The organism is Pectinatus sottacetonis, from assembly GCF_015732155.1.
GTDB lineage: Bacteria > Bacillota > Negativicutes > Selenomonadales > Selenomonadaceae > Pectinatus > Pectinatus sottacetonis.
Genome location: NZ_WIQK01000001.1, coordinates 2590847 through 2617280, shown reverse-complemented (window position 1 = coordinate 2617280; position 26434 = coordinate 2590847). Strand labels below are relative to the sequence as shown.

Below are 26434 nucleotides of genomic sequence, written 5' to 3'. Positions count from 1 at the left end.
CCTTTTTTATCGACCATGAAAATTTATTTTTGTTTCTGTTCCATTTATTAGCCGCTGAATATTTTCATGATGTCTGTAAACTACAAATGCAGCTGCTAAAATACCAAAAATAATATATTGCCATGATTTATCCCAATAATATGCTTGCAAGGGAACTGATACAGCGGCAACTATAGAGGCCAGAGAAACATAATGTGTAAACAGTACAATTATGAACCATAATATGAATACGCATAAAGCAGCTTTGGGCATGAGCATTGCTATAACGCCAAGTCCAGTTGCTACACCTTTTCCTCCTTTGAATAAAAGAAAAATGGAACAGGAATGCCCAATAATAGCCATGATACCACCCAGGATAAGCAAAAAAGGTGTTGGCTCGATCATGTTGTAATTACTTACAATGACAGCAGTCAGTACACCTAGTACACCCTTAAAAAAATCCAGCAAAAATATAGAAATTCCTGCTTTTTTTCCCAATGTCCTCCATGCATTAGTGGCACCTATATTATGGCTCCCATGTTGGCGCAAATCAGTGTGCCAGATTAATTTACCTATAATGAGTCCATTAGGAATGGCTCCAATAAAATATCCTATGATCAAAGTAGAAAGATAGCTCATTACTCTTCTTCCTTTCTCCCTTTCACTATCAAACGCAGAGGTGTACCCTCAAAGCCAAAACTTTCACGCAGTTTATTTTCAATAAAACGAACATAGGAAAAATGCATGAGTTCTGGATCATTGACAAAAATTATAAATTTAGGTGGATTTACATCAGCCTGCGTCATAAAAAATATCTTTAATTGTTTACCCTTATGTGATGGCGGAGGATTAACAGATAAAGCATCCATTATAAGCTGATTAAGGACACTTGTCTGAATACGCATATTTTGCTGTTCTGCTACATATTTTACAAGTTCTGGTATCCGATGTATTCTTTGGCGGGTAAGCGCAGAAATATATATAATGGGTGCATATTGTAAAAAACCAAGTCCATCACGAATATCTTCGGTAAAACGCAGTGGTGTTTTTGAATCTTTTTTTATTAAATCCCACTTATTGACAACAATTATGCAGCCTTTACCTGATTCGTGGGCATAGCCTGCTATTTTCTTATCCTGTTCAGTAACTCCTTCGGGTGCACTTATTACCATTAGTACTACATTGCTACGATCTACAGCCCTAAGGGCTCTTATAACACTATAGCGCTCTATAGGCTCATCGATTTTACCCTTACGGCGCATACCGGCAGTATCAATCAAAGTATATTTTATATCATCCTTGACAAAATGTGTATCTATAGCATCACGTGTAGTTCCTGGAATATTGCTTACGATAACTCGGTCTTCTCCTAACATAGCATTGACTAGTGATGATTTCCCTACATTAGGTCTTCCTATTACTGCTATGTGTATTTCATCCGGGTCTTCTTCTATAATTTCAATTTTACCAAAAGCTTCAGCTATACGGTCCAGTAGATCGCCAATATTCAAAGCATTAGATGCACCAATTGCCGTAGGTTCACCTAATCCTAAATTATAAAATTCGTAAATATCAAGAGCTTGTTTAGGAGTATCAATTTTATTTACTGCAAGAATTACAGGTTTCCGTGTATTGCGTAAAATTCGTGCTATTTCTTCGTCAGTATTAGTCATACCAGCACGTCCATCAGTCAAAAAAACTATAACATCAGCTTCCTCTATAGCTAATTGGGCTTGTATCCTAATAGAAGATAATATCGTGTCTTGTCCTTCAAGTTCTATACCACCAGTATCAATTATGGTGAACTTTTTATCAAGCCATTCTGCATCCATATAGATTCTGTCACGTGTAACCCCTGGAAAATCTTCAACTATAGAAACACGCTTTTTCCCTATTTGATTAAACAAGGTTGATTTACCGACATTAGGTCGGCCAACTATTGCAACTATGGGTTTACTCAAGTTCTATGCACCTACCTTTTATTTTGTATAAGCAGCATTACTCTGCCATGTATAAATATCTTTTTTAACGATGCTTTTAGTATTATGCCATTTTGTCAATAATTCATATAATGTTTTGGCATCTGCAGCCACTTTTATTTCGTGGGGATACTTTTTTTGTAGTTCTTCCAATGAATAATCATCTAAAAAAATATTTTCTCCTGTGCGCAAAGCTGATGAAGGTAAAATTACCCCATCACAAGAATTTTCCTGTTTCTGCAAAGCAGTTAAAATATCCTGCCCGGTAAGTAATCCAGTTACTGTAACAGCAGGACCAAAAAAATTATTTATTATTGCTAAGGTATTAATATATAAATTATCTATTTTGAAACTGTTGAGCAATGGTGATAATACTTTTTCAGCTGATTTACCGCAGACTATAGTCAGATGTAATTGGTCCTTATAATATTTTTTTACAGGAGAATAATTTTGGGTGGCCTTTTCCCATTCATCTATAAAATTTCTGCTTAAACCTATACCATTATCCAATTGGGGAAAACCATCATAATTAATGCTTTGAGGCAACGGATAATCAGCAGTAAGATAAAATTCATCACTCAAATAAACAAAAGTACAGCCTTTCTTTTCCCGGAAATAATTCTGCCATTTTTCTACCTGTTTTATCACTGTTAAAGCAGTATCTTTTGTAAATGTCTGCAATGGATAGCAACCATCCCTGTATTTAGTCAATCCTACAGGAACAATTGCTATACTAAGGGCATTATCAGAATGTTTATCAATATCAGTAATAGTTCTATCTAATTCTGACCCATCATTTATTCCTGGACATAAAACTACTTGCGTATGATATTTTATATCCATTGCGTCTAATTTATCTAGCTGATTAAGTATTTCTCCAGCACGTTTGCTCTTCATCATAGAAATACGAAGTTTTGGATTAGTGGTATGGATAGATAAATATAATGGCGACAAATGTAATTTTTGAATTCGTTCAAAATCTTTTATTCCCATATTAGTCATAGTGACAAAATTACCATATAAAAAAGACATTCGGTAATCATCATCTTTAACAGATAGACTCGACCGCATATTAGGAGCAACTTGATCAACAAAGCAAAAACAGCATTTATTGCCGCAGCGTCGTATTCCATTGAACACTGCTGATTCGAATTCGACACCTAATTCTTCATCATAGTCCTTATCAAAAGCTATAATTTCCTGATTACCATCAGTATGTTCTATTAAAAGTTCAATTTCCTCATCAGCAAGAGCAAAGCTTAAGTCAATTATATCAATTAATTTCTGACCATTTACTGCTAATAACAAATCTCCTGATTTGATACCAAGCTCTTCCCCTAAACTGTTTTTATTTACCTTTATTATTTTACCACTGTAAGACATTAACAAACTCCCTTAAAAACCAGCCATCTAATTAAAAAACGACTAAAAGGAGTAATGTCACACGGCATCACTCCTTTTAGTATAAAATACTTAGATATCCTATAATAATCTATAAAACTAAAAAAACAGGAAATATCGTAAAATTTATTCTTTTTCCTGAACATTATCAGCAACAGTATTAGGTTGTTCCTGTTTTGACTGTTCTTTTTGATATTCATCAAACTGGGCTTTATCGGCATCCTGTTTAACTCTAGCAATACTAAGAGCAATTTTTTTATGTTCTTTATCAATATGAATAATTTTTACTTTTATTTCATCGCCGACTTTTACTACTTCATCAGCTTTTTTAACATGTTTTTCTGAAAGCTCACGAGTGCGAATTAAGCCGTCAAGCCCTTCTTCTAATTGCATAAAAGCACCAAAATCAGTCAATTTGACAATTTTACCGACTACATAGCTACCCACAGAATATTTGTCAATTTTATCATACCATGGATCAGTAGTAGTATCCTTTATGCTCAAAGAAATGCGCTTGGTTTCAGGATCAAAATTCTTTACAAGAACATCTACTTCATCTCCGGCAGTGATGACATCAGAAGGATGTTTTACATGATCCCATGACAAATCAGATATATGAACTAAACCATCCATACCGCCTAAATCTATGAAAGCACCGTAGTCAACAACACGTTTTACTTTTCCCTTTCGGATTTCACCAACTTTTAATGATTCAAGAAGTTCAGACTGTTTTGCAGCACGTTCTTCTTCTAGAAGAACACGATGGGAAAAGATTAGCCGCTGTTTTTTACTATCTATTTCAATTATGCGGGCTTGTAATTCCTTGCCAACATAACTAGAAAGGTCACGGATAAAATGTAATTCAATCTGCGATGCTGGCAAGAAACCTCTAAGGCCTGAAAAAGAAACGAGCAAACCGCCTTTTATCAGTTTTGTGATCTTGATAGGAACAGATGCTTTTTCATCATAGACTTTTTTAGCATCATCCCATGCGACCATTTCATCAGCACGGCGTTTGGATAAAACCATGCCGTTTTCTCCACCGATATAAACAATATAAACATCAATCGTATCCCCTACACTTACAACATCAGATGCATTTTCCGGTGTTGGAAAAGCCAATTCCTTATTAGGGATTGGGATTTCCTGTTTATATCCAACATCAACATAAGCTGAGTCACGATCGACCATTATAACGGTTCCCTTTATTATTTCATTTTCGACAAAGTCTTTCATTACTCCTTGGTCTAATAGACTTTGCATGTCTTGTTCTTGTTCTTGCACTTTCTATATACCTCCCTGATGAGCCAGTCAGGCGTAGAAGCTCCTGCTGTCACACCAATTTTTTCTATATGGTGAAACCAGTTATCCTTTAGTTCGTCAGCTGTTTCAATATGGTAAGTAGGACATTTTTTAGCACATAAACTAGCCAGACGTGTTGTATTGGCACTATTTTTGCCACCGATAACAAGCATCATATCTACTTTCATAGCCAGTTCTTCGGCTGCTGCCTGGCGTTGTTCGGTAGCAGTGCATATAGTACGCAGCACTTTTATGTCATTAGATTTATCAATTAATATATCCACGAGCTGTTTAAATTTTCCGCGGGAAAAAGTGGTCTGAGCAACTATGCCTAGTTTTCTTACAAAGTGAAGCTTTTCGGCTTCATGGACATCTTCTATTACTACGGCACTTCTGCCTGACCATTCAACTATACTTTTAACCTCAGGATGAGCCTTCTCTCCTATTATGACAACAAAATACCCTTCTTCTGCTAGGGTTTTTGCGGACATTTGCGCTTTCTTTACATGAGGACATGTAGCGTCAATTATCCTGAGTCCTTTTTCCGAAGCTCTTTTATAAACAGATGGTCCTACACCATGAGATCTTATAATAACAGTGCCCTTGTCTATTTCATCAAGACTATTGACTAATCCAATACCCTCGTCAGCCAATTGTTTTACCATTTGAGGGTTATGTATAATAGGACCCAGCGTAACAACCTGTTTATCCTTTCCAGCCTGTTCACGGGCAAGTTTTATTGCTCTTTTTACCCCGTAACAGAATCCTAGATAATCTGCTAATATTATATCCATATTTCCACCATTAATATTATTATCTTCCATAGTATAACATAAAAATTCCCCTATGTCTTGTAAGAATTTAGCAAATCTTGAATTCGCTGCATGATTTTGTTAGTAAATCTTTGCAGCGCTGCCTTGTCAATCGAATTTTCCTTGTAATAAAGCGGTTCGCCATATATTACTTTTAGCGCAGGACAAAAACTTTTAAATATTCTATTAGTATTTATAACGGCTGTTGGTATTACAGGTACGCCTGATTTTGCAGCAATCAGTGCAACACCTGAAGCAGCACGCTGAAGTTTCCCATCTTTGCTTCTATGTCCTTCAGGGAAAACTCCCATACACTCACCTGTATGCAGTTTATTGATAGCAACTCTGATGGCCCGTCTATCAAAAGTTCCTCTGTGGATGGGAAACGAATGTAATACCTTTAGCATAGTACCAAGAATTGGTATTTTAAATAATTCCTCTTTTGCCATATAGCCAACACATCTGTTTAGAAAACAGCTTATAAGCATCGGATCCCAGTTACTAAGGTGGTTAGCAGCAATTATCACGCCTCCTTTTTCTGGAACATTTTTTACATTATAAGCTTTAGCTGAAAATAATACGGTATATAAGAGATAAAAAAAAGCATGTAAAAATCTATAGCCTAATTCCATTGTTTGCATCTCCTATAAGGATAATTCTAATATTTTGGCAACAACGGCGTCAATTGTCATGCCAGTAGTATCTATCAAAACAGCATCACTTGTTTTGATTAATGGTGCAATAGTTCTTTCACTGTCCATTTTGTCACGCTTTACAATATCCTTTTTTAATTCTTCCAGACTTAAATTATAGCCTTTTTTCTGCATTTCCTGAAAGCGTCTGTTGGCTCTTTCTTGAACAGAGGCCGTTAAAAATATTTTTAAATCAGCATTTGGTAGTACATTGCTGGCAATATCACGACCATCCATTACAACAGCTCCATTTCTAGCCATTAAGCGTTGCAGATATACCATTTTTTCTCGTACTGATCTTAATTTTGCCACTTGTGATACTATTTTATTAACTGCGGGAGTTTTAAGCTCACTAGAAATTTCCTGTCCATTTACATATACTTCTGTCTTATTATTTTTGTAAGATAATCGGACATTTATTTTTTTTACTGTATTTATTATATCATTATCAGTCAGCTTATCTATTGGAACATGCTGCAAAACTTTCCAGGCAACAGCTCTATACATAGAGCCGGTATCTATATATGTATATCCCAGGTAATCAGCAGTCATTTGCGCAACAGTACTTTTGCCAGCTCCAGCTGGACCATCAATGGCAATTATTTTTTTCATCTTTTTCCCCTTTATAATCATAAATTTTACTTATTAGTTAGATTATGAAGTGTTTTATAAAATTCAGGATAAGATATATCTACACATTCTGCTTTATCTATATTTATGCCGCTGCCAGCAGCTCCTGCTATTGCAAGTGACATCGCAATGCGATGGTCATTATGAGAATTGCATTCAGCATATTTTAAGGAGCCATTGCCCTTTATTATAAAGCCGTCCTTTTTTTCTGTAATATTTGTTGATAGCTTACTGAATTCATTATAAACTGTCTTTATACGATCACTTTCTTTTACACGTAGCTCCTGGGCACCACTTATTGTAGTGATACCATCTGCTAATATTGCAGCTACTACAATCACAGGAATTTCATCAATAAGGCGAGGAATTATAGTTGCTTTAATGTCTATTCCGTGCAGCTTAGCAGATTTTACCCGCACATCAGCAAAAGGTTCTCCTCCTGTTCGGCGTAAATTTAAAATTTCTATATTTGCTCCCATTTTTTTAAGTACATCGATAATGCCAGTTCGTGTTTCATTAATGCCAACATTTTTTATAAGGATATCACTATTTTTTATAATTGATCCAGCGACAAACCAATATGCAGCAGAACTTATATCACCAGGAACCTCAATATGCTGGGGGGCAGTAAGTTCTTGAATTGGATTAATTTTTATGTTATTGCCGCTTGAATTTATATCTGCACCAAAAGCTGATAACATTTTTTCAGTATGATTACGGGAAGGATATGGTTCTGTTATAGTAGTTGTACCTTTGGCGTAAAGGCCGGCCAGTAAAATTGCCGATTTTACTTGGGCACTGGCCATGGGCATTTCATATTCCAGACCAATCAATTTATTTGTCTGTGGTATTACAGTTATGGGGAGTAAGGTATTTCCCCTTCTGCCGACAATATGGGCCCCCATTTTTGCCAAAGGTTTTATTACGCGATCCATAGGTCTTTTACTCAACGAAGAATCACCAGTAAATGTAGTCAAAAATTTTTGCCCCGATAATATTCCCATCATTAGCCTCAGAGTAGTTCCCGAATTACCTGCATCAATCACCGATGTTGCTTCTCGCAGACCGTGCAGTCCTTTACCACAAACACTCATATCTCCGTTTGTTGTTTCCACGATATCAACACCAAGCGCTTTCATGCAGGTAACCGTTGACATACAATCCTGGGCATGTAGAAAATTAGTAATATGGACAGGTGAAGTACATAATCCGGCAAACATTATGCTGCGGTGTGATATAGATTTATCTCCAGGAACAGTTATTTCTCCGTGTAAACCTGTAACTGCTGCTTGAATAGATTTAGTTGTCATGTACACTTACCCTTCAATTAAAATTATTTTGCTATGAATAAATTTTCTCTATTACTTATTCATTATACTATAAGAAAACAATTACTTACAAGTATAAACCCATATGTATGATTGATTATGATAGTAGAAAAAGTCAGCGTACAGCCATTTGTCCAGCAGTATATCCCATAGAAAAAGCCGCTTGTAGATTAAATCCGCCTGTATAGCCGTCTATATCCAGGACTTCTCCGGCAAAATACAGATTTTTAACTAGTTTTGATTGCATTGTTTGGGGATTTATTTCTTTAACCCTTATGCCGCCGCAAGTTACAATAGCTTCCGCTAATGGACGTGTCTTAGTAATGTCAAATGAAAGATTCTGAAGTATTACCGCAAGTTGCCGCCGTTCTTTTTTCGTTACTTCGCTGACTGATTTTTCTGCATCAATATATGATAAATCTAGTATAATGGGAATTAATTTATGTGGTAGTAGATCAGTCATAGCATTTTTTACTTGTTTATGCTTATATTTTTCAAAATCACGCTGTATTCGTAAATCAACCTGATGTGAATTGAGTGCTGGTTTTAAATTTACTGATAAGTAAACTTTTTTCCCTTTATTCATATTGAGCGCGATAGCTCTGCTGGCGGATAATATTATAGGACCTGTTACGCCAAAATGGGTAAACATCATTTCACCAAATAATTCATCACTTTTTTTATTGTTAGTAAAAACACTCAACTTTACATTTCTTAGGGAAAGTCCTTGAATTCCTTTTATCCATGGTGCATCGCTTTCTAAAGGCACTAATGCCGGTGTCAGTGGTGTAATGGTGTGTCCAACTTCTTGCGCTAATTTTATGCCAGATCCATCTGAACCAGTCAAGGGATAACTTGCTCCACCAGCACATAATATAACAGCATCTGCTAATATAATTTTTCCTGCCCATGTTTCAATGCCAGTGACACAATTGTCCTTCAAAATTAGTCTGGCAACACGTGTATTTAAAAGCAGAGAGATGTTAGAGTCGTAAAGCTTATTTTTTAAGCCATTGACAACATCAAACGCACTATCACTTTTAGGAAATACTCTACCACCGCGTTCTACTTTAGTTTTAACCCCAATAGTTGTAAAAAATTTAACAACATCATCATTAAAAAAATTTTTAAAAGCACTGTACAGAAATTTACCATTACCAGGAATATTTTTTATAAAAGTTGTTAAGTCTGCTGTATTAGTTATATTACAGCGTCCCTTACCAGTAATCATTAATTTACGCCCGATCTTATCCTTTTGCTCAACCAAGGTAACCTCAGCTGTTTTAGCAGCTTCTATAGCGGCCATTATTCCTGCAGCACCAGCACCTATTACTAATATTTTTTTCATAATTAAAAACTGATTACTTTTATCAGTTGTTCTAATTCCTCCTGCGATAATAAACGATATTGTCCTCTTTTTAATCCATATAAACTTAATCCGGCAAATTCAATACGTTTCAAGGATATTACAGGATGATTAACTGTCTCAAACATGCGTCGTATTTGGCGATTTCTTCCTTCATGTATGCTGATATGAATTTTACTTCGGTCAATTTGTTCATTATAATTTATAATTTTTACTTCTGCGGGAGAGGTCATTCCATCTTCTAGTTTGATACCATGTCGCAACTCGCCTAAATCAATACTGCTCAATTTACCTTCTATATTGGCAGTATAAGTTTTTTTAACTTTAAACTTGGGATGAAGCAGTTTTTGCATTAATTCCCCATCATTCGTCAGCAGCAACAGTCCTTCTGTATTATAATCCAGCCGGCCTATAGGAAATATTCTTTGTGTGATATTTTTTACCAGTTCCATGATGGTTTTTCTATTATGTTCATCTTTTACAGTAGAAATATATCCTTTAGGTTTATTGAGCATAATATATACTTTTTTCCCCGTTTCTCTTATTATTTTTCCATCAAATTCAATGGTATCATTATTTGGATCTATTGTTATACCCTGCTGATTGATTATTTTCCCATTTACACGCACTCTGCCCTGGCTTATAAGTTTTTCTGCAGAGCGTCGTGAAGCGATACCACAGGCCGCTATATATTTTTGTAGACGTTCCAAAGTATACCTCCATTTATTATCTTAAGCAATACAAAAATTAATTTTCTCTGAAAATTTCCGATATAAAAAGACTAATACTTATTGCTATAAATATTAGTCCTGCGCATAACTATTTATTTTTTTTGTACATTTGTATGATCATATCTACCGCACCACGTCCAATAGAGAGCCTGCGACTTATTTCTCCTGGTTCAATATGTTGATTTAAAAGGGCAAAAACTTTTTTCGCTGTTTCTGATAAATCATCCTGTAAAACATTTTCCTTTACAGCATTTTCTTTTTTATCCGTTGACTGTTCATTATCATTACCAGCTACAATATCAATAGATCCTCCATAAGTATTTTTAGTTGCTGTTGTCAAAGCAGAATTAAAAGTCGTTGCAGCAGTACTTTTTTTCTCGCGGGACATTTTTTGTAATACATTTTTATTTTCATATTCAGCCAATAAAGCATTATAATTTTTTAATTCGACAATTTTCTTATCAAGTTTATTCATGGACAATTCCATTTCATCCATTTTTTGATCCATTTTTGCTAAAATTTCATTGCCAGTTTTTTCTAAATCTTTTTGCAGATGAACAGCACCTGAGTTTATTTTCTTATCATTAGCACTTTCATTTAATGTATTATGTCGTAATATTAAAATAAATATAATGCCAATAATAATTATTACACCTAGTATTTCCGTAAACATTATACACCTCTAAAACATTATAATTTTATATCAATATTATGTCCACGAATAGCATCTGATAATTTGTCTTCAGTATCATCGTCAGCTGTTTGATGTTTTGGTTTTTTTTTATTAAATAATTCATTTCTACTTTGGGCATCTTTTTGTCCATCATTGCGAATTTTATTATCTTCAACTTCATCTTTTGCCTGAACCTGTAATTGCTTTTGTTCTGATTCTTGCTGTAGTTTCTCATTACCAAAGTTTTGTGCAGCGTTGACCTGCTGAGTCATTTTATTTTGCATTTTACCAACTTCAGAACTATTAGGCAGCATCGCCTGTAAATTACCTATAGGATTTACTGACATTTTTTCCCCTCCATAAACTTAATATGGACTAATCTTTACTGTTCCACAGCTTTCATCTGCTAAAAATGTGCAATGTTTAGTTTCCGTCTGAACAGTGTAAAGACAAGAAGATACCACTAATTTTACACCTGGATAGGCTACATCATTAACTCGTATGTAGGCATGTTTCATATTTTGCAGCTGTTTTGATATTATAGAAAGTTCTTTTTCCTTTCTCTCTATTTCTCCGGCTAAGGGGAACTGTGTGCGTTTGAGTTCACTAAATTTCATTTTCTGCATGGTAGTTAATTTGTCGGCTTTTTCATTAAAGATTATTAAAGCATTTTTAATACTTTTTAATTGCTTTTTTGCTTTTTCAATATTACTTGCTAACGCTTTATATTTATTATTAATAATAGGATTAATTCCCACTTCTACTTTTGTAGCAACATTTACTATATTACCCAAAACCTTGACATCAATTGACATTCCGGCAATAGCATATCCACCAACAATCTGACCACGTTTTTCTGTTATAATAATTTGTTTTCCCGCATTTATAAGAGAATGCAATGAAACATCAGAAATATATACATTTCTTTCTGCAGTTATATCAGCATTTTCAACAAATGTAGTATGGATATCTTCCCTGGCCAAAACCTTTCCTCGACGCATTCCCAATATTCCACCATTGACATGAATATTACGTCCCTCCACAGTGCCGCCACTGACAGTTCCGCCTATTTCAATATCACCTTCAGCTTTTACAGAGAACCCATCCTGAATGTTGCCTCGTATAAATACACTACCATTAAAATCTATATTACCTGTCGATAAATCAACATCACTATTAATATCTAATTTAGGATCTACTGAAATTCGATTTCCTTCATCTACTGCTTGTCCATCAATAGCAGCTATTAAAATATTTTCGTTTAACAATTCCGTATTTTTCCCTTTAACAAGAGGAATTGGCTTTCCTGGTCGGCAGGCAATTTCTTGTCCCATAACATTCATGCCTTTTTCTCCTTTTGTCTGAGGAATGCGTTCAGATAGCACATCGCCCTTTGAAACCAGAAAAAATAAATTAAGATCCTTATAATCTACTTTACCATAATTACTTTCACTAGGGCGCCCCTTCCGGGAAAAATCTACATGATTTTTTATATAAGCATTTTTACCGTTAACAGCATGTTTTCCTCTCGCTATTACAATTCTCTGGGTAGGATATTTTATAAATTCCTCAATGGCTTTTTCATTTATTCCATAAGTAATTTTTTTATCACTAAGCTGCTGCAATATATAGTTTTTATCAAAATGAAATGCATCATCGCCGCCTTCAAAATATATAGCAGCTTTCATTCTATCCTTACTTATTTCAATAACTGGAATTAATTCTTTTTTTTCAATTACTTCTTCAGAAGATGCTTCTATACCAGTTATTTGTGTACGGGTACCATCATGTTTTTGTAAAATTTTTAATAAATATTTTATGTTGTAATCTTTTATATTATGTTTTTTTAGGATTGCACATAATAATGTGATATCCGTAAACAAAGGAATTTCATTCTCAGGCGGAAAGATTGTCAAAAAAACTCCTGTATCTAAGAATTCAAGTAAATATCCCTCGCTTTTACTTCCTATTGTGGTATCAGGCATATTAAATCCTCCTAAAGTTAGAACGTCTGGTATGAATATTCAGTGACTAATTCATTCTATGCTTACATCCATATATGCTATATGCTGATGAAATTTTCTTTATTTTTAACTAAGAATTATGACATCCCCAATTAATTGAAAATAAGCTTTTAAGCAATGTATTATATATTTCCCAAAAATAAACATGGCTGTAGTGATACATTCTTACCACTTAATATTATGGCATTTAAAATGGTGACTTTTGGTTTAAAATAACTTATATTAAAATATAAGTTAGCTACCATTATAATCTTAACAGTTTTACAATTTTTCTTATTACCTGTTTCCACTTAGAGATAAATTAAAATAAATCTGCTTTAGAACGTGCTAAATATCCTCTAAGTCTAAGAACGGCTTTTTTATGTAGCTGACTTATGCGGGCTTCTGATAATTTCAATGTAAATCCTATTTCTTTTAAAGTCAATTCTTCAGAATAATATAAAGCTATAACCAATTTTTCTTTCTTTGGCAGTTTATCAATAGCTTCTGCTAATTTTTGTTTTATAAAATCACGGTTTATTTTCTTTTCAATATTATTATCTTGATTTAGAACATATTCACCGCTTATATAATCCTCTAACGGTGTCAGAGTAGCTGCATTAATATTAACCTCTAAACGATGCAAGTCATCAAGATTCATTGACATGGCATCAGCCAATTCTGCTTTTTGCGGCATTCGTTGTAGCTTTACTTCCAATTTTGTATATATTGTTTCATAAAGTTTGATTTTTTTACGTAATGATACTGACAACCAGTCTTTAGAGCGCAGGTAATCAAGAACAGCTCCTCTTACACGACTTTTAGCATAAGTTTCAAATTTTATTCCCAAACTAATATCAAATCGCGCAATTGCATCCATTAAACCAAAAAAACCACTACTTATTAAATCATCGCGCTCTATATGCGCGGGTAAATTATATGCGATATGTCCTACTACAATGTTCACCAATGGTAAATAATTCTCAATCAAGCTGTTCCTTGCTTTTATATTATCATTATTTTTATAATTCTTCCATAAATTAGCAACATCGGCGGCAGAAAGAGGTTTGTCTGTTTGCAAATTTCGTGCCTCCTTAATATACTAGCAAATGTATAATATTCATAGTTATATATTATCTAGCTTCATACACTATATTCAGTACATCGTACAGTTAAGTCGTTTTTGCCAATCCAGCATCACTCTTGATATTTTGTTCAGCTTTTTTTGCAGAATTTACTTCGTCAGGCATATCATTTGAAACTGTTTTGTTGCTATAATGTTTTGCCATATATGGAAGAATAATTGCAAAAAATAATAATAATAAAAGAAAGCTCCAGCTCAATGTAATAATGAACATAAAAATCATTCTTTTAAAAATCACAAACATTGATATATTTTTTGTTATACCGGCAGTTACAACAGCCAATACCGATATACAACCTAATATTATGGATATAATAAGCACCTGGAGCCAGCCATTTTTCAGTCCCCGGATGATCATTGCTCTGATATCCATCATATCTGCCATTTTACTCACCTGTCAAATAATTTTTTCACCCTTATTTATAGTCTTTATTTTATAAAGACCTGTTTCCAAATCTATTTCTACAGTGCGTCCGTATGTTCCACCTAAATCTTCCCCAACTATTTTTATATTACATTCGGTTAAAGTTTTTTTCGCCAGTTCGGCATTTCTTAAACCAATGGACATAATATCAGAAGCACCGGCAAATTTAAACATCTGGGATCCACCAGCTAATTTTGCAACTAGGCGTGATTTTATAGCACCTAATGCCAAAACCTCCTTTAGTAAAAGAGGGATACCCGTGTTAGCAAATTTTGCTGGATTTTCTGTAGCACGGGCCTGTGTACTGTCAGGCAGCATAATATGAACTAATCCACCAATTTTTGCTATTTTATCATATAATGTTATCCCTATGCACGATCCTAAACCATAACTGATAATTTTGCTGGGGGCTTTGCCTGTTTTATAATCGGCTATTCCAACTTTTAATAATTCAGCCATGTTATTTCACTCCTACCGCATTTAAAATTGTTTGGAGCGAACCAGAATCAGGAATTAGGAAAAAATGTCCATTTATTCCGTCATCTTCGGATAAAAACTGTGTTTCAATTACTAATGCGTGATCCCCCATTTGACCTAATTGAACTATTACAACATTTAGAATAGCACCAGCCATATCAACAGCCATAGCAGGAATGGATGGTAATAATGTTAATTTTGTATAGTATGACAATGCATTCAAATAAGCACCTGCAAGTATATTGCCAATTTCCATCAATGCTGACTGATCCATTTCGTCTAATTCGCCATCACTATTTTTGGGCTCGCCTAATAAATGTTCTACCAAATAAAAGGCACTTTCTTTAGGCATTAAAAATAAAACACTGCCCGGCGCTTTGCCATATACACGTAAAAATATACCTGCTACCATAGTGTCAGGACCACCAACTAATTCTGGAACATCAGCTAAAGGAACTACAGAAACGCTAGGAACATCCATATCAATTTTTTTATTTATAAGCTGAGATAATGCAGTAGCAGAATTCCCCGCGCCGACATTACCAATTTCCCTTATAGCATCCAATTGCATAGCTGATAAATTCAACATATTGTCCGACACGTTCTCACCTCATTTATTTTCACTGTTAAGACCTAAAATTTCCGGTAGATTTAACAAAATAACCAGTCTGTTATTTAAATTGCCAATACCAGTTATAAATTTATTAGATTCAGAATGTGCTTCACTTTCTGTAGAAGTTATTTGTTTGGAATTTGTTATATTAGCACTATCTATAGCCAAAACTTCTGTAACTGCATCAACGATCATTCCGACAGTAATATCTTCTAGCTTTACAACAATAATTCTGGTTGCATCGGAATATTCAGCATCTGGCAGACCAATGCGTTTTTTTAAATCAATTACAGGCAGGACACTACCTCTTAAATTCATAACTCCTTTTATAAATTCTGGTGTAAACGGAACGCGAGTTATATCTGTAAGACGCTTTATTTCTTCTACATTTAAAATACTTATTCCATATTCTTCCCGTTTTAATTTAAAGGCAACTATCTGTACTTCACTTGATGAAACTTCCTGCTGATCCATAATAACATCCCTCCTAAAATTACTGCATCAAAATAGCTACATCTAATATAAGGGCAATTTGTCCATTGCCTAAAACAGTTGCGCCAGATATAACTTTTATTCCTGATAATAATTTTCCTAAAGTTTTAATGACTATTTCCTGTTGACCTATGAGTTTATCTACCATAATACCACATTTTTTATCGCCTATGTGTACCACAACTACATATATTTCTTCGGTTTCTTTATTTTCGTCAATATGTTTTACATTAAGTGCTTTATCAAGCCGCACAATAGGAATTATTTCTCCCCGAATGACAATGGTTTCTTTATTTTGAATGGTTTTAATATCTTCAGGAGTAATATTAATTGTACTGTCAATGGCTGCCAGCGGAATAGCATAAATTTCTTCTTGAACATTTACCAATAATGCCTGGATTATAGCAAGTGTCAATGGTAATTTTATCTTAAATATGCTTCCTTCATTTTTCTTGGTTTCAACGTCAATGACCCCACCTAAAGCTTCAATGGTAGTTCTGACTACATCCATGCCTACACCACGTCCAGATACATCAGTTATAACTTCAGAGGTAGAAAAACCTGGCAGGAATATCAAGCGAACTGCTTCAGCATCAGTCATATTATCAGCATCTTCCTGTGTGATAATATTTTTTTCCACAGCCTTATTGCGGATAACAGAAGCATCTATTCCAGCTCCATCATCAGTTACCATAATGATTACGTTATTTCCTTCATGTCTTGCTATAAGTCCAACTTGACCGACACGTGATTTGCCTTTTGCTTCACGATCATCAGGATGTTCTATTCCATGGTCCATTGAATTACGTATTAAGTGAACTAAAGGATCACCTATTTCATCAATAACTGTTCTGTCTAATTCAGTATCTTCACCTTCTATGGTGAGATTTACTTCTTTGTTAAGCTCTTTAGCCAAATCACGGACAACACGAGGAAATCTATTGAATACTTGTCCAACTGGTACCATCCTTACTTTCATTACTATAGACTGCAAATCTCCAGTTACACGATCCATTTGTTCAACAGTTTCTACTAATTCAGCAATACGGTGTGTATTACCTATTTGTTCCAAACGGGTCTTATTAATTACCAGTTCTCCCACTAAATTCATTAAGGAATCTAGTTTTTCAATACCAACACGTACGGACTGACCACTTTTTAAATTATCATGATGTTGAATTGCCTGTTTCTTTTTAACTGGAGCCTTTGGCTTAGAAGCGGCAATAGGTGCAGGAGCATTCTTGGAAGTTTCTTTTTTAGCAGAATTATTTATCTGTATTAAAGTAACAGTTACATTTTTTATTTCTGATATTCTTTCTATTACAGATTCAACTTTTGTTTCTTCTTCACCGGTTAATAATACCAAATCAAAAGTATAATCAAATTTTTCTTGTTCCAAATCTTCGGCAGCAGGTATAGATTTTATTACTTCACCAATTTCATCCAATGCAGACATTACCATATAGGCACGGACTGCCTTTAATACGCATGTATCTGCCAATTCAATTTTAACATGCAAAGCACGCAGTCCGGATTTTTTGGCATTTTCAATAAGATCCATATCAATATCTGTTAAATCAATATCTGTTTTGGGAACATTTTCCTTGGGTACTGCAGCAGCTGCTTTATTTTGAGAAGGTACAGGTGCTGCAGGTTTTGCAGCATTGGCATTACCTGACGCAATAGCATTCAATTTATCTACTAAGGCTTTTACATCGACAGCATCTTCAGGATCACCGTTACTTACATTATCAACCATCTGCTGCAAGGCATCAATACATTTAAATAATACATCGACAATATCTTCATCAGCAGTTAGCTTATCATTACGAATTAGATCTAAGACATTTTCCATATCATGCGTAAGTTCTGCAATTGTAGTGTACCCCATAGTTGCTGACATACCTTTTAAAGTATGAGCACTTCTGAATATTTCATTTATGGCATCAGAATCTGTGGGGTCTTTTTCAAGATCCAGAAGATGTTCATTAAGTGACTGTAAATGATCGCGTGATTCTTCTAAAAACATCTCCATGTATTGATTAGTATCCATTTTTTATTCCCCCAAAACTATATTTAAATTCTTTTTATAGCATTAACTATTGCATTGGCTATTTCATCTATAGGCAATACTTCATCAGCTATACCAAGATCTACAACTGATTTAGGCATTCCATATACTACTGAAGTAGCTTCGTTTTCAGCAATTATGTAACCATGAACTTTTTTTATATGCTGCATTCCTACAGTACCATCATTTCCCATTCCAGTAAGTATTACTGATACAAGATTCTTGCCGAAAGGAACAACTGAATCAAATAAAGCATTTACTGAAGGTCTATGATTTCCTATAGGAGGATTTTGATTTAAAGTAATTATATTGCCGCGAGTATCTTTATTTACAAGCATATGATAATTACCAGGGGCTATATAGACATGTGCTGGTTTTATACTCTCACCATTTTCTGCTTCTTTCACAGTAACTTGTGACATTTGATTTAACCTGTCTGCTAGTGATTTTGTGAAACCAGGCGGCATATGCTGGACAACAACCACTCCACAGGGCAGATCAGCTGGTAATTTTGTGATTACATATTGTAGGGCTTTCGGTCCTCCTGTTGATGTACCGATAGCAATTAGTTTATTGGAACTTAAAGAAGGGAATAATAACTTTTTCCTTTTTGATCCTAGATTAGATAAATTTGCTTGACGCATAGCTGAGCGTAAATTTGCTCGAGTAGCTGCATAACATTTTTCTATTATTTCATTACTTATAGTATCCACGCGTGATATACTGCCACCTGTTTTGTTAATAAAATCAACTGCACCTAGTTCCAAGGCCTTTATAGTTTCATCAGCTCCCGCCTTAGTAAGGCTGCTTATCATAACTACTGGTAAGGGACATTCTTCCATTATTATTTTCAATGCCTTCAATCCATCTAAAACCGGCATATTAATATCAAGGGTAAGAATGTCCGGCTTTAATTTTAAAACTTTTTCTATAGTATCTTTGCCATTTATGGCTGTACCTACTACTTCAAAATCTGAATTTGCCTTAAATAAATCTGACAAAATTTTTCGCATAAAGCTAGAATCATCTGCAATTAAAACACGAATCAATACTATCCCCTCCTTATTTTAGTTTAATACCTTTATTAATAGTTTCTCTTTGTTTTGCAAATAAATGTTTAACTAATTTATTTTGAATTTGCTTTGGTAGATTTATAAATTTACAGCCTAATAAATAGTGTAACTTATCCTTCGTCAAAGAACATCGTTTTACCTCTACAAAAGTAGAAATTCGTCCAACTAAAGGAATAGGTTCTGTATCCAAAACTAATTTTGCTGCCAATTTTATTTTCTTATCAGTCAAAAATGATATACCATTACCACTTATATCTACACTCATTGCCTTAAAAGGCTCTCCCATACTGCCATCGCTATTGGTAATAATCAATTTCAACGAAAGATGGGTTTTAACTCTGACAAATTCTCTATTTTGTGACTTAATTACTGTGTCAGATATATTAACTATCCATACTGGAATAGGAATATTGCTTATTTTATTGTAGTGTGCAGTAAAATTATACACACACTCATCTTCAATAATACGTCCTGCTATAAGTTCATTTTTAAGAGGAATTACAGGGCATAAACGATAGTCCACAGGAAGAGCTAAAGATACTTCATTGTCTTTTATATCTTCTACTCTACTGGTATATGTCTCTTCTATGTCAATTTTTTCTTTGCCAATTTCAGTTATTTCTACTCTTTGTCCGACTTTTAAGATCTTTTTTGTTTTAAAAATATCAAGGCATCTCATAATAATCCCTCCACAAATCATTTGGAAAAAATTAAACGGTGTAAAAAATCATGCCAATTTCGTTTAATTTTTATGTTGCCTCCGTGCAATATTGAGTTTGCTATTTGTGATATGCACTTTGATGCAATGGTATCAGGATACGATAGTAAAAGGGGAATTTGTTTCTTTATAGCATTAACCATATTATGGTCATCATATACCATACCTAAATTTTTTATAGTTACTTTTAGAAATTTTTCTGCTGTCATGCGTAATTTTAAACTCACCTCATCCCCCTCATCTTTATCATAAATCTTATTTATAACAAGCTTTATATTTGGTACCGTTGACCGAGCCATATATGCTTTTATTACCGCATATGCATCCGTAAGAGCTGTGGGTTCTGGTGTAGTAAGCAAAATAATTTCATTAGCTGCAATTAAAAAATCAAGAACATTTCGTCCCACACCCGCACCTGTATCTACCAAAATTATATCAGCAACTTCTTCACAAGCATATAATCTATGTATCAATAGGGATCTATCTTCAATCGATAAATCAGATAATTGTTCCAACCCAGATCCACCTGAAATATACTGGATTCCTGCCGGACCCTTCAAAATAATTTCTTCTAGTGATATATTTCCATTAAGTAAATCCATCATGGTGTATGGTGATAAACATCCCATAATAACTTCTACGTTTGCCAATCCCAGATCCGCATCAATTATAAGTACTTTTTTCCCTAGCCGGGAAAGTGCTATAGCCAAATTCACTGTAAAATTAGTCTTGCCTACGCCTCCCTTGCCACTAGTTACAGCTATTATTCTGGGAGAATAACTAGATTTATCATGTATATGGCTACTTCCATATATTTTTTTATGTTCAATCATTTTCCTTAATTTAGATGCTTGGTCAATCATATATTTACCTCAATAAAAGATCAGCTAAATTTTCTGGTTTCGCCGGAAAAATATCATCCGGTACACTTTGCCCATTAGTAAAATATGACAGAGTGATCGGGTACTCTTCCAGCAAATTGACAATCATACCCACACTGCGTGTTTCATCTGTTTTAGTAAAAATGATTTTATCAGGAGCGCATAAGGAAAATTTTCTGATTATATCTACAATGTCTTTATATTTAGTAGTAGCACTTAAAACTAAGTGTTTTTCTATATTTTCATTAACTGCAAGAAAATCATGCAATTCTGTAAGCTGATAATCATTATGTTGACTTCTTCCAGCTGTATCTATCAATATAAGTTGTTTATCATTATGTTTATCTATCATATTTTTCAACTCAATAGGCGAATAAACTATTTCTAGTGGTAATCCAATTATATCAGAATATGTCTTTAATTGATCAACAGCAGATATTCTATAAGTATCAGCAGTAATTAATGCAGCTCTTAATCCCTGTTCCAACACAAATCGTGAGGCAATTTTAGCCAATGTAGTGGTTTTGCCAACACCTGTAGCACCAATTAAAGCAACGACCTTAGCATGACCTTTTTCCATTTCTATTCCAGCAGAATCACTCATATAACCCCTTAAATATTTTAACAAAATATTTTTAGACTGTAGCGAATTTTTGAAAAGGTTCTTGTTTTCGTCACCATTATTATCTATGTTTAAAATTTCATTTATTAAAGTTTTTTTTATTTCCTGTTCATTTAAAGCATCACTTAATAATATTTCTTTTGAAGCTCCTGTTGAGTTTTGTCCTTGCAAAACTTTATTTAGCATAGTTTTCATTTGTGCTAGTTCTTGCTGAAGCTGTTGTATTTTTTTTTCTTGTTTTTTTTCAACAGAATTACTTTTTTCTAAATCAGTTATATTATTAGAAGCTTTTATTATTTTAGAAGTTTTTGCTGCTTTAGTTTTTGTTTGGAGAATGGGAACCGGCATATCCTTAAGCGAAGACATTTCTCCATTACTTTTATAGTTTTGCAACACTTGCTTTGGCAATACCATTTTTGCTGGTTCAGGTGATACTGTTAAACTGTCTTTATTATTGGCAGGGTGAGAAATATTTGTCTTTTTTGCCGGAAGAATCACTTTCGGCAAAATCTCTTGTTTGGGTATATCTTCAACAGCAGCAGTTATTTCAACCATTTTTTTTCCACCATAGCCAAAAATTCCTCCAGTAGTATATTTTTTTGTATGTAAAATCACAGCATCTGGACCCAATTCCCTGCGAACTTTGTCCATTGCCTTTTTTGCGGTATGTTCTTTGAATACTTTAATCTGCAATTATAATTTCACCACCCCAAGAATTTGAATCTCTACACTTGGCTCTATTTCTGCCTGAGATAATACTATAATTCCCGAAATTGAACGTTCAACTAATTGTCTAAAATATGGACGTACAGCCGGTCCCGTTAAAACAATCGGCTGATATCCCATATCAGTTAATTTTTGTAAAACATTATTCAAGGAAACTATTATGTTTTTTGTTATATTAGGATCAAGATTAATAAATGCACCTCGATCTGTTCGCTGAATAGAAGAAGCAATCTTATTCTCAACATCAGGATCAAGAGAAACACAAGGCAGTGTGTTATTCTGTACGTATTGATTAGTAATCTGCCTAGCTAAAGCGTGTCGTACGTATTCTGTCAATATATCCGTATCCTTCGTTACTCGCGCATAATCCGATAACACTTCTAAAATTGTTCCCATATCACGTATGGATACACGTTCATGAAGTAAATTAGCCAGGACTTTTTGTATTTCTCCCACAGTAAGGAGATCGGGAATAAGTTCCTCTACCACAGATGGACTTGTCTTTTTAATATTATCAATAAGATTCTGCGTTTCTTGTCGTCCGAGTATTTCATCAGCATGTGCTTTGATTTCTTCTGTCAAATGAGTAGCCAAAACCGACACTGCATCTACTACAGTATAACCATTAAGCTCTGCTTGTTCTCTTTGCGCCTCTGTAATCCAAATAGCAGGTAATCCAAATGCTGGTTCTGTTGTTTCAATACCTTCTATTTCTTCTACTACAGTTCCTGAATTCATTGCTAAATAGTGGTCAAGTAATAATTCGCCCTTAGCTATTTCAATTCCTTTTAATTTTATTATATATGCATTAGGCTTTATCTGGATATTATCACGTATTCTTATAGTAGGTACAACCAAACCAAGTTCTAAAGCACATTGACGTCGAATCATTACGATTCGTTCTAGTAAATCACCACCCTGTCCTGTATCAACAAGGGGGATCAAACTATAACCGATTTCCAATTCCATTGGATCTACTTGGAGAAGTGATACCACATTTTCAGGCTTTTTAATGGCCTCTTTATCCTTTTCTTTCTGCTTAACTTGACTTGTAGCTAAACTTGTTTTTTGCGACTTATACAGGAAATAACCTATTGTTAATGCAATTAAAGCTAAGATACAAAAAGGTACTCCTGGTAGACCCGGAATTATAGCCAAAAATAACAAAACTGATGATACAATGAAAAATATCCGGGGATTTCTAAATATTTGACTAGTTAAATCACGTCCTAAATTTGCATTAGAGGCAGCTCTTGTTACTATGATACCAGTAGCGGTTGATATAAGCAGGGCTGGTATCTGATTTACTAATCCTTCTCCTACGGTCAACAATGTATATTGCTGTAGTGATTGGGCAATAGTCAGATGCCTTTGGGCCATACCAATTATAAAACCACCAAAAATATTAATAATAATTATTATGATAGCCGCTATAGCATCACCCTTGACAAACTTACTGGCCCCATCCATAGCACCATAAAAATCTGCTTCACGCTGTATTTTTTCGCGTCTTGCCTTTGCTTCAGCATCAGTAATTGCACCTTGATTTAAATCTGCATCAATAGCCATCTGCTTTCCAGGCATAGCATCTAATGTAAAACGGGCAGAAACTTCTGCAACACGTTCTGCCCCCTTTGTAATTACGACAAATTGTATAATTATCAAAATTACGAAAACAATAAACCCAACTACTGGATTACCTCCAACAACAAAGTTACCAAAGGAAGTTATTATCTCTCCGGCATATCCGTCTAGTAAAATCAATCTTGTTGAAGATACATTTAATGCTAAACGAAACAATGTTGTAATTAACAGCAGCGATGGAAAAACAGAAAAATCCAATGGTTCAACATTATAAATAGTTATCATAACAATAGTTAGAGCTAATGTTATATTTAAACATAACAATAAATCCAGCAAAAAAGTAGGTAATGGAATTATCATCATAATGACAATTGTAACAATGGCTAAAGCAACGACGATGTCACTATATTTATGTATAAAATTTCCTGCTGCTGCAGAAGAAGGTATGGACATAATATACTACTCCTTAAAAGTCTTATTAAAATATTAAGCTAATTTTTTCTTTTTCAAACGGTATACATATGCTAAAACTTCAGCAACGGCTTTATAAAGTTCCTGAGGAACAACATCCCCTATTTCTGTAGATAAATATAATGCACGTGCTAATGGTTTATTTTCAACGATAACTATATGTGCCTCACGGGCAATAGCTTTAATTTTCTGAGCAACAAGATCTTGTCCTTTTGCTATTATAAGCGGTGCTGTCATTCCCTGCTCATATTTTAAGGCAATCGCGAAGTGTGTAGGATTTGTTATTATAACATCCGCCTTAGGAACTTCATGCATCATTCTCTGTATAGACATTTGTTTTTGTTTTTGTTTGATTTTTCCTTTAACCTGCGGATCTCCTTCACTTTGTTTAAATTCATCTTTTATATCTTGTTTACTCATTTTTAATTCCTGTTTATGCTGCCACTTCTGATACATAAAATCAATTATGCCTAGTATCAATAAAACAGCACATATTTCAAATGCCAATTTAAAAATAATATTTACAATTGTTATGAGTGCCATTTGAAGATCCATAAAGATAAGTTTGGGCATTTGAATAACTTCATCTATAATATATAAATAAACAAAATATCCTACAATCAAAATTTTGGCAATAGACTTAAAAAGCTCCATAAGCGAACGCTTAGAAAAGATACGTCCCATTCCTGTTATCGGATTTAAGCGATTTAGGTCAAACGATAATGGTTCCACAGTAAAAATAAATCCAACTTGATAATAATTTAATGCTAGTCCTGCAAGTAAAATAGCAAGCATGACGGGCAATACCGTTTTAGCCAATACTCCCATAGTTTCAAAGAACAAATGAATAATATACTCAGTGTCTATTACAAGTGGCATATTCATAAAAATGAAGGCCATAAACTGAGTTATTTCTTCATACATATATTGGCCATAGCCCCATAAAGTAAAAAAACCAATTAATATGACAATTGATGCTGACAAATCCTGACTTTTAGCAACCTGTCCTTTTTTATGAGCATCAGATAAACGCTTTGTTGTAGGATCTTCAGTTTTTTCCCCCGCAAATAATTGTAAATCAAACTTGGGTTGATTTACATTGCAGCAGCTAATAAATTGCCTGCAGCATGGTCGTAATACTGCCATATAATTCATTAAAAATCACATCCAAAAAAATAACATAAAAAGGCAACATTATGCCGATAACAAATATACCAACAATTATCTGAGCCGGAATTCCTACTACAAATATATTCATCTGTGGCATTGTCCTTGCCAGGACACCTAATCCTACATTGGTAAGTAAAACAGCAAATAAGACTGGCAAAGCCAACTTTATTCCGGTAGAAAAAATATTTCCTACCATGTTTATAACAAACATAACAATTTTACCATCAAAGTGTGCCGTCATAGGAGGGATAAGAGAGAAACTTTCTACTAAAGCAGAAAGAATAATATAATGTCCATTAGTTGATAAAAAAATCAATATGCATAAATTGTATAAAAAACTGCCAACAAGAGGAACAGTTTGCCCTATAGTAGGATCTAAAACATTCACCATGGCAAAACCGATTTGCATGTCTATTAGCTGTCCACTAAGGTTAATTGCTGAAAATAAGACAAATCCTACAAAACCAATAAGCCAGCCTATTATAAGTTCAGTGATTATCAGCATGGAATACGCCAACAGACTATTGGGCAGCATAGCTGTTCCCTGTAAATCAATAACTGGGAATAAAACTATTGTTATAAAAAAAACTGCCCCAGCTTTTATTTGCATAGGTATATTAGTACTGCCAAAAAAAGGGGAAATTAAAAAAATGCCACTTGTTCTTGCCAATACTAAGAGAAACACACCTATATGATTTTGTAACATATCAAATAAGTCCAACAAACAAATCTGCCTTTAAAACAATGTAATTACTATTGTTCGGCTTTTCCTTTCCTAAGATATTAACATTTTACTGCTAGCCAATATAATGTGGCAGATCGATAAAAATACGAGCCATGTAATCGACCATCATTGTAAGCATCCAAGGCCCAAAAATAAGAATAGCAACAAATACAGCTACTATTTTAGGAATAAAAGCTAAAGTTTGTTCCTGAATAGATGTTGTAGCTTGGAATATACTTACAAGCAATCCGACAAGTAAGCCTAGTCCAAGCATTGGTGCTGAAATCAGCAGTACCATTAATAAAGCATTTTGACCTAAATTTATTACTGTATCTCCAGACATATGCA

Annotated in this window: 27 protein-coding genes; all 27 read right to left on the bottom strand. The window is 34.2% G+C overall.

Features of this window, described 5'->3' with window-relative positions; all coding sequences use genetic code 11:
- Positions 1–6: 6 nt before the first annotated feature.
- Positions 7–618 carry a glycerol-3-phosphate 1-O-acyltransferase PlsY gene (gene plsY / locus I6760_RS12295; protein WP_196594686.1) on the bottom strand — a complete coding sequence of 204 codons (612 nt, stop codon included), beginning with the start codon at positions 616–618 and terminating at the stop codon, positions 7–9.
- The gene (der, locus tag I6760_RS12290) at positions 618–1940 is read right to left on the bottom strand and encodes a ribosome biogenesis GTPase Der (RefSeq protein WP_196594685.1); all 1323 of its coding nucleotides are present in this window, start codon (positions 1938–1940) and stop codon (positions 618–620) included. The genes plsY and der overlap by 1 nt, the downstream gene beginning before the upstream one ends.
- A gap of 18 nt (positions 1941–1958) precedes the next feature.
- On the bottom strand, positions 1959–3341 hold the full coding sequence (locus I6760_RS12285) for a DUF512 domain-containing protein (RefSeq protein ID WP_196594684.1): 1383 nt from the start codon (positions 3339–3341) through the stop codon (positions 1959–1961).
- A 144-nt stretch (positions 3342–3485) separates the two neighbouring features.
- Positions 3486–4622 (bottom strand): 30S ribosomal protein S1, encoded by a 1137-nt coding sequence (gene rpsA / locus I6760_RS12280; RefSeq protein WP_196594890.1) that lies wholly within the window; start codon positions 4620–4622, stop codon positions 3486–3488.
- Positions 4607–5455, bottom strand: a complete 849-nt coding sequence (gene ispH / locus I6760_RS12275; protein WP_196594683.1) for a 4-hydroxy-3-methylbut-2-enyl diphosphate reductase — start codon at positions 5453–5455, stop codon at positions 4607–4609. The genes rpsA and ispH overlap by 16 nt, the downstream gene beginning before the upstream one ends.
- A gap of 50 nt (positions 5456–5505) precedes the next feature.
- Positions 5506–6105 (bottom strand): lysophospholipid acyltransferase family protein, encoded by a 600-nt coding sequence (locus tag I6760_RS12270; protein ID WP_196594682.1) that lies wholly within the window; start codon positions 6103–6105, stop codon positions 5506–5508.
- Between the two features lie 12 nt (positions 6106–6117).
- Positions 6118–6777, bottom strand: coding sequence for a (d)CMP kinase (cmk, locus tag I6760_RS12265; protein WP_196594681.1), 660 nt, complete (start codon positions 6775–6777; stop codon positions 6118–6120).
- A 26-nt stretch (positions 6778–6803) separates the two neighbouring features.
- Positions 6804–8105, bottom strand: a complete 1302-nt coding sequence (gene aroA, locus I6760_RS12260) for a 3-phosphoshikimate 1-carboxyvinyltransferase (RefSeq protein WP_196594680.1) — start codon at positions 8103–8105, stop codon at positions 6804–6806.
- 133 nt (positions 8106–8238) lie between these two features.
- On the bottom strand, positions 8239–9471 hold the full coding sequence (locus I6760_RS12255) for a BaiN/RdsA family NAD(P)/FAD-dependent oxidoreductase (protein WP_196594679.1): 1233 nt from the start codon (positions 9469–9471) through the stop codon (positions 8239–8241).
- A 2-nt stretch (positions 9472–9473) separates the two neighbouring features.
- Complete coding sequence (locus I6760_RS12250) at positions 9474–10199, bottom strand: pseudouridine synthase (protein ID WP_196594678.1); 726 nt, start codon at positions 10197–10199, stop codon at positions 9474–9476.
- A 109-nt stretch (positions 10200–10308) separates the two neighbouring features.
- Positions 10309–10893, bottom strand: coding sequence for a DUF6115 domain-containing protein (locus I6760_RS12245; protein ID WP_196594677.1), 585 nt, complete (start codon positions 10891–10893; stop codon positions 10309–10311).
- A gap of 17 nt (positions 10894–10910) precedes the next feature.
- Positions 10911–11240, bottom strand: coding sequence for a hypothetical protein (locus I6760_RS12240; protein WP_196594676.1), 330 nt, complete (start codon positions 11238–11240; stop codon positions 10911–10913).
- An 18-nt stretch (positions 11241–11258) separates the two neighbouring features.
- Entirely contained in the window at positions 11259–12878 is a 1620-nt protein-coding gene (locus tag I6760_RS12235; protein ID WP_196594675.1) for a FapA family protein, read from the bottom strand.
- Between the two features lie 340 nt (positions 12879–13218).
- The gene (locus I6760_RS12230) at positions 13219–13977 is read right to left on the bottom strand and encodes a FliA/WhiG family RNA polymerase sigma factor (RefSeq protein ID WP_196594674.1); all 759 of its coding nucleotides are present in this window, start codon (positions 13975–13977) and stop codon (positions 13219–13221) included.
- Positions 13978–14068: 91 nt separating this feature from the next.
- A complete protein-coding gene (locus I6760_RS12225) occupies positions 14069–14434 on the bottom strand; it encodes a hypothetical protein (RefSeq protein ID WP_196594673.1) in 366 nt (121 codons plus the stop codon).
- 3 nt (positions 14435–14437) lie between these two features.
- On the bottom strand, positions 14438–14923 hold the full coding sequence (locus I6760_RS12220; RefSeq protein WP_196594672.1) for a chemotaxis protein CheD: 486 nt from the start codon (positions 14921–14923) through the stop codon (positions 14438–14440).
- Between the two features lies 1 nt (position 14924).
- Positions 14925–15530: a chemotaxis protein CheC gene (locus tag I6760_RS12215; protein ID WP_231036570.1), complete on the bottom strand. Its 606-nt coding sequence runs from the start codon at positions 15528–15530 to the stop codon at positions 14925–14927.
- A 21-nt stretch (positions 15531–15551) separates the two neighbouring features.
- Positions 15552–16028, bottom strand: coding sequence for a chemotaxis protein CheW (locus I6760_RS12210; RefSeq protein WP_196594670.1), 477 nt, complete (start codon positions 16026–16028; stop codon positions 15552–15554).
- A 19-nt stretch (positions 16029–16047) separates the two neighbouring features.
- Positions 16048–18099, bottom strand: a complete 2052-nt coding sequence (locus I6760_RS12205; protein WP_196594669.1) for a chemotaxis protein CheA — start codon at positions 18097–18099, stop codon at positions 16048–16050.
- Between the two features lie 23 nt (positions 18100–18122).
- The gene (locus I6760_RS12200) at positions 18123–19166 is read right to left on the bottom strand and encodes a protein-glutamate methylesterase/protein-glutamine glutaminase (RefSeq protein WP_196594668.1); all 1044 of its coding nucleotides are present in this window, start codon (positions 19164–19166) and stop codon (positions 18123–18125) included.
- A gap of 13 nt (positions 19167–19179) precedes the next feature.
- Complete coding sequence (locus I6760_RS12195) at positions 19180–19869, bottom strand: flagellar brake protein (RefSeq protein ID WP_196594667.1); 690 nt, start codon at positions 19867–19869, stop codon at positions 19180–19182.
- A 17-nt stretch (positions 19870–19886) separates the two neighbouring features.
- Complete coding sequence (locus tag I6760_RS12190; protein ID WP_196594666.1) at positions 19887–20771, bottom strand: MinD/ParA family protein; 885 nt, start codon at positions 20769–20771, stop codon at positions 19887–19889.
- 4 nt (positions 20772–20775) lie between these two features.
- Entirely contained in the window at positions 20776–22104 is a 1329-nt protein-coding gene (flhF, locus tag I6760_RS12185; protein ID WP_196594665.1) for a flagellar biosynthesis protein FlhF, read from the bottom strand.
- Entirely contained in the window at positions 22105–24174 is a 2070-nt protein-coding gene (gene flhA, locus I6760_RS12180) for a flagellar biosynthesis protein FlhA (protein ID WP_196594664.1), read from the bottom strand.
- A gap of 33 nt (positions 24175–24207) precedes the next feature.
- Entirely contained in the window at positions 24208–25347 is a 1140-nt protein-coding gene (gene flhB, locus I6760_RS12175; RefSeq protein ID WP_407947302.1) for a flagellar biosynthesis protein FlhB, read from the bottom strand.
- Positions 25301–26083 (bottom strand): flagellar biosynthetic protein FliR, encoded by a 783-nt coding sequence (fliR, locus tag I6760_RS12170; RefSeq protein ID WP_196594663.1) that lies wholly within the window; start codon positions 26081–26083, stop codon positions 25301–25303. The genes flhB and fliR overlap by 47 nt, the downstream gene beginning before the upstream one ends.
- 76 nt (positions 26084–26159) lie before the next feature.
- Entirely contained in the window at positions 26160–26429 is a 270-nt protein-coding gene (gene fliQ / locus I6760_RS12165) for a flagellar biosynthesis protein FliQ (protein ID WP_196594662.1), read from the bottom strand.
- Between the last annotated feature and the right edge of the window lie 5 nt (positions 26430–26434).

Bases quoted from the DNA above. Each gene is read 5' to 3' on its own strand.
- plsY (WP_196594686.1), bottom strand. From the start codon at position 618: ATGAGCTATCTTTCTACTTTGATCATAGGATATTTTATTGGAGCCATT.
- I6760_RS12285 (WP_196594684.1), bottom strand. From the start codon at position 3,341: ATGTCTTACAGTGGTAAAATAATAAAGGTAAATAAAAACAGTTTAGGG.
- rpsA (WP_196594890.1), bottom strand. From the start codon at position 4,622: ATGCAAAGTCTATTAGACCAAGGAGTAATGAAAGACTTTGTCGAAAAT.
- ispH (WP_196594683.1), bottom strand. From the start codon at position 5,455: ATGGATATAATATTAGCAGATTATCTAGGATTCTGTTACGGGGTAAAA.
- I6760_RS12270 (WP_196594682.1), bottom strand. From the start codon at position 6,105: ATGGAATTAGGCTATAGATTTTTACATGCTTTTTTTTATCTCTTATAT.
- cmk (WP_196594681.1), bottom strand. From the start codon at position 6,777: ATGAAAAAAATAATTGCCATTGATGGTCCAGCTGGAGCTGGCAAAAGT.
- aroA (WP_196594680.1), bottom strand. From the start codon at position 8,105: ATGACAACTAAATCTATTCAAGCAGCAGTTACAGGTTTACACGGAGAA.
- I6760_RS12255 (WP_196594679.1), bottom strand. From the start codon at position 9,471: ATGAAAAAAATATTAGTAATAGGTGCTGGTGCTGCAGGAATAATGGCC.
- I6760_RS12245 (WP_196594677.1), bottom strand. From the start codon at position 10,893: ATGTTTACGGAAATACTAGGTGTAATAATTATTATTGGCATTATATTT.
- I6760_RS12240 (WP_196594676.1), bottom strand. From the start codon at position 11,240: ATGTCAGTAAATCCTATAGGTAATTTACAGGCGATGCTGCCTAATAGT.
- I6760_RS12235 (WP_196594675.1), bottom strand. From the start codon at position 12,878: ATGCCTGATACCACAATAGGAAGTAAAAGCGAGGGATATTTACTTGAA.
- I6760_RS12220 (WP_196594672.1), bottom strand. From the start codon at position 14,923: ATGGCTGAATTATTAAAAGTTGGAATAGCCGATTATAAAACAGGCAAA.
- I6760_RS12215 (WP_231036570.1), bottom strand. From the start codon at position 15,530: ATGTTGAATTTATCAGCTATGCAATTGGATGCTATAAGGGAAATTGGT.
- I6760_RS12210 (WP_196594670.1), bottom strand. From the start codon at position 16,028: ATGGATCAGCAGGAAGTTTCATCAAGTGAAGTACAGATAGTTGCCTTT.
- I6760_RS12205 (WP_196594669.1), bottom strand. From the start codon at position 18,099: ATGGATACTAATCAATACATGGAGATGTTTTTAGAAGAATCACGCGAT.
- I6760_RS12195 (WP_196594667.1), bottom strand. From the start codon at position 19,869: ATGAGATGCCTTGATATTTTTAAAACAAAAAAGATCTTAAAAGTCGGA.
- I6760_RS12190 (WP_196594666.1), bottom strand. From the start codon at position 20,771: ATGATTGACCAAGCATCTAAATTAAGGAAAATGATTGAACATAAAAAA.
- flhA (WP_196594664.1), bottom strand. From the start codon at position 24,174: ATGTCCATACCTTCTTCTGCAGCAGCAGGAAATTTTATACATAAATAT.
- flhB (WP_407947302.1), bottom strand. From the start codon at position 25,347: ATGAATTATATGGCAGTATTACGACCATGCTGCAGGCAATTTATTAGC.
- fliQ (WP_196594662.1), bottom strand. From the start codon at position 26,429: ATGTCTGGAGATACAGTAATAAATTTAGGTCAAAATGCTTTATTAATG.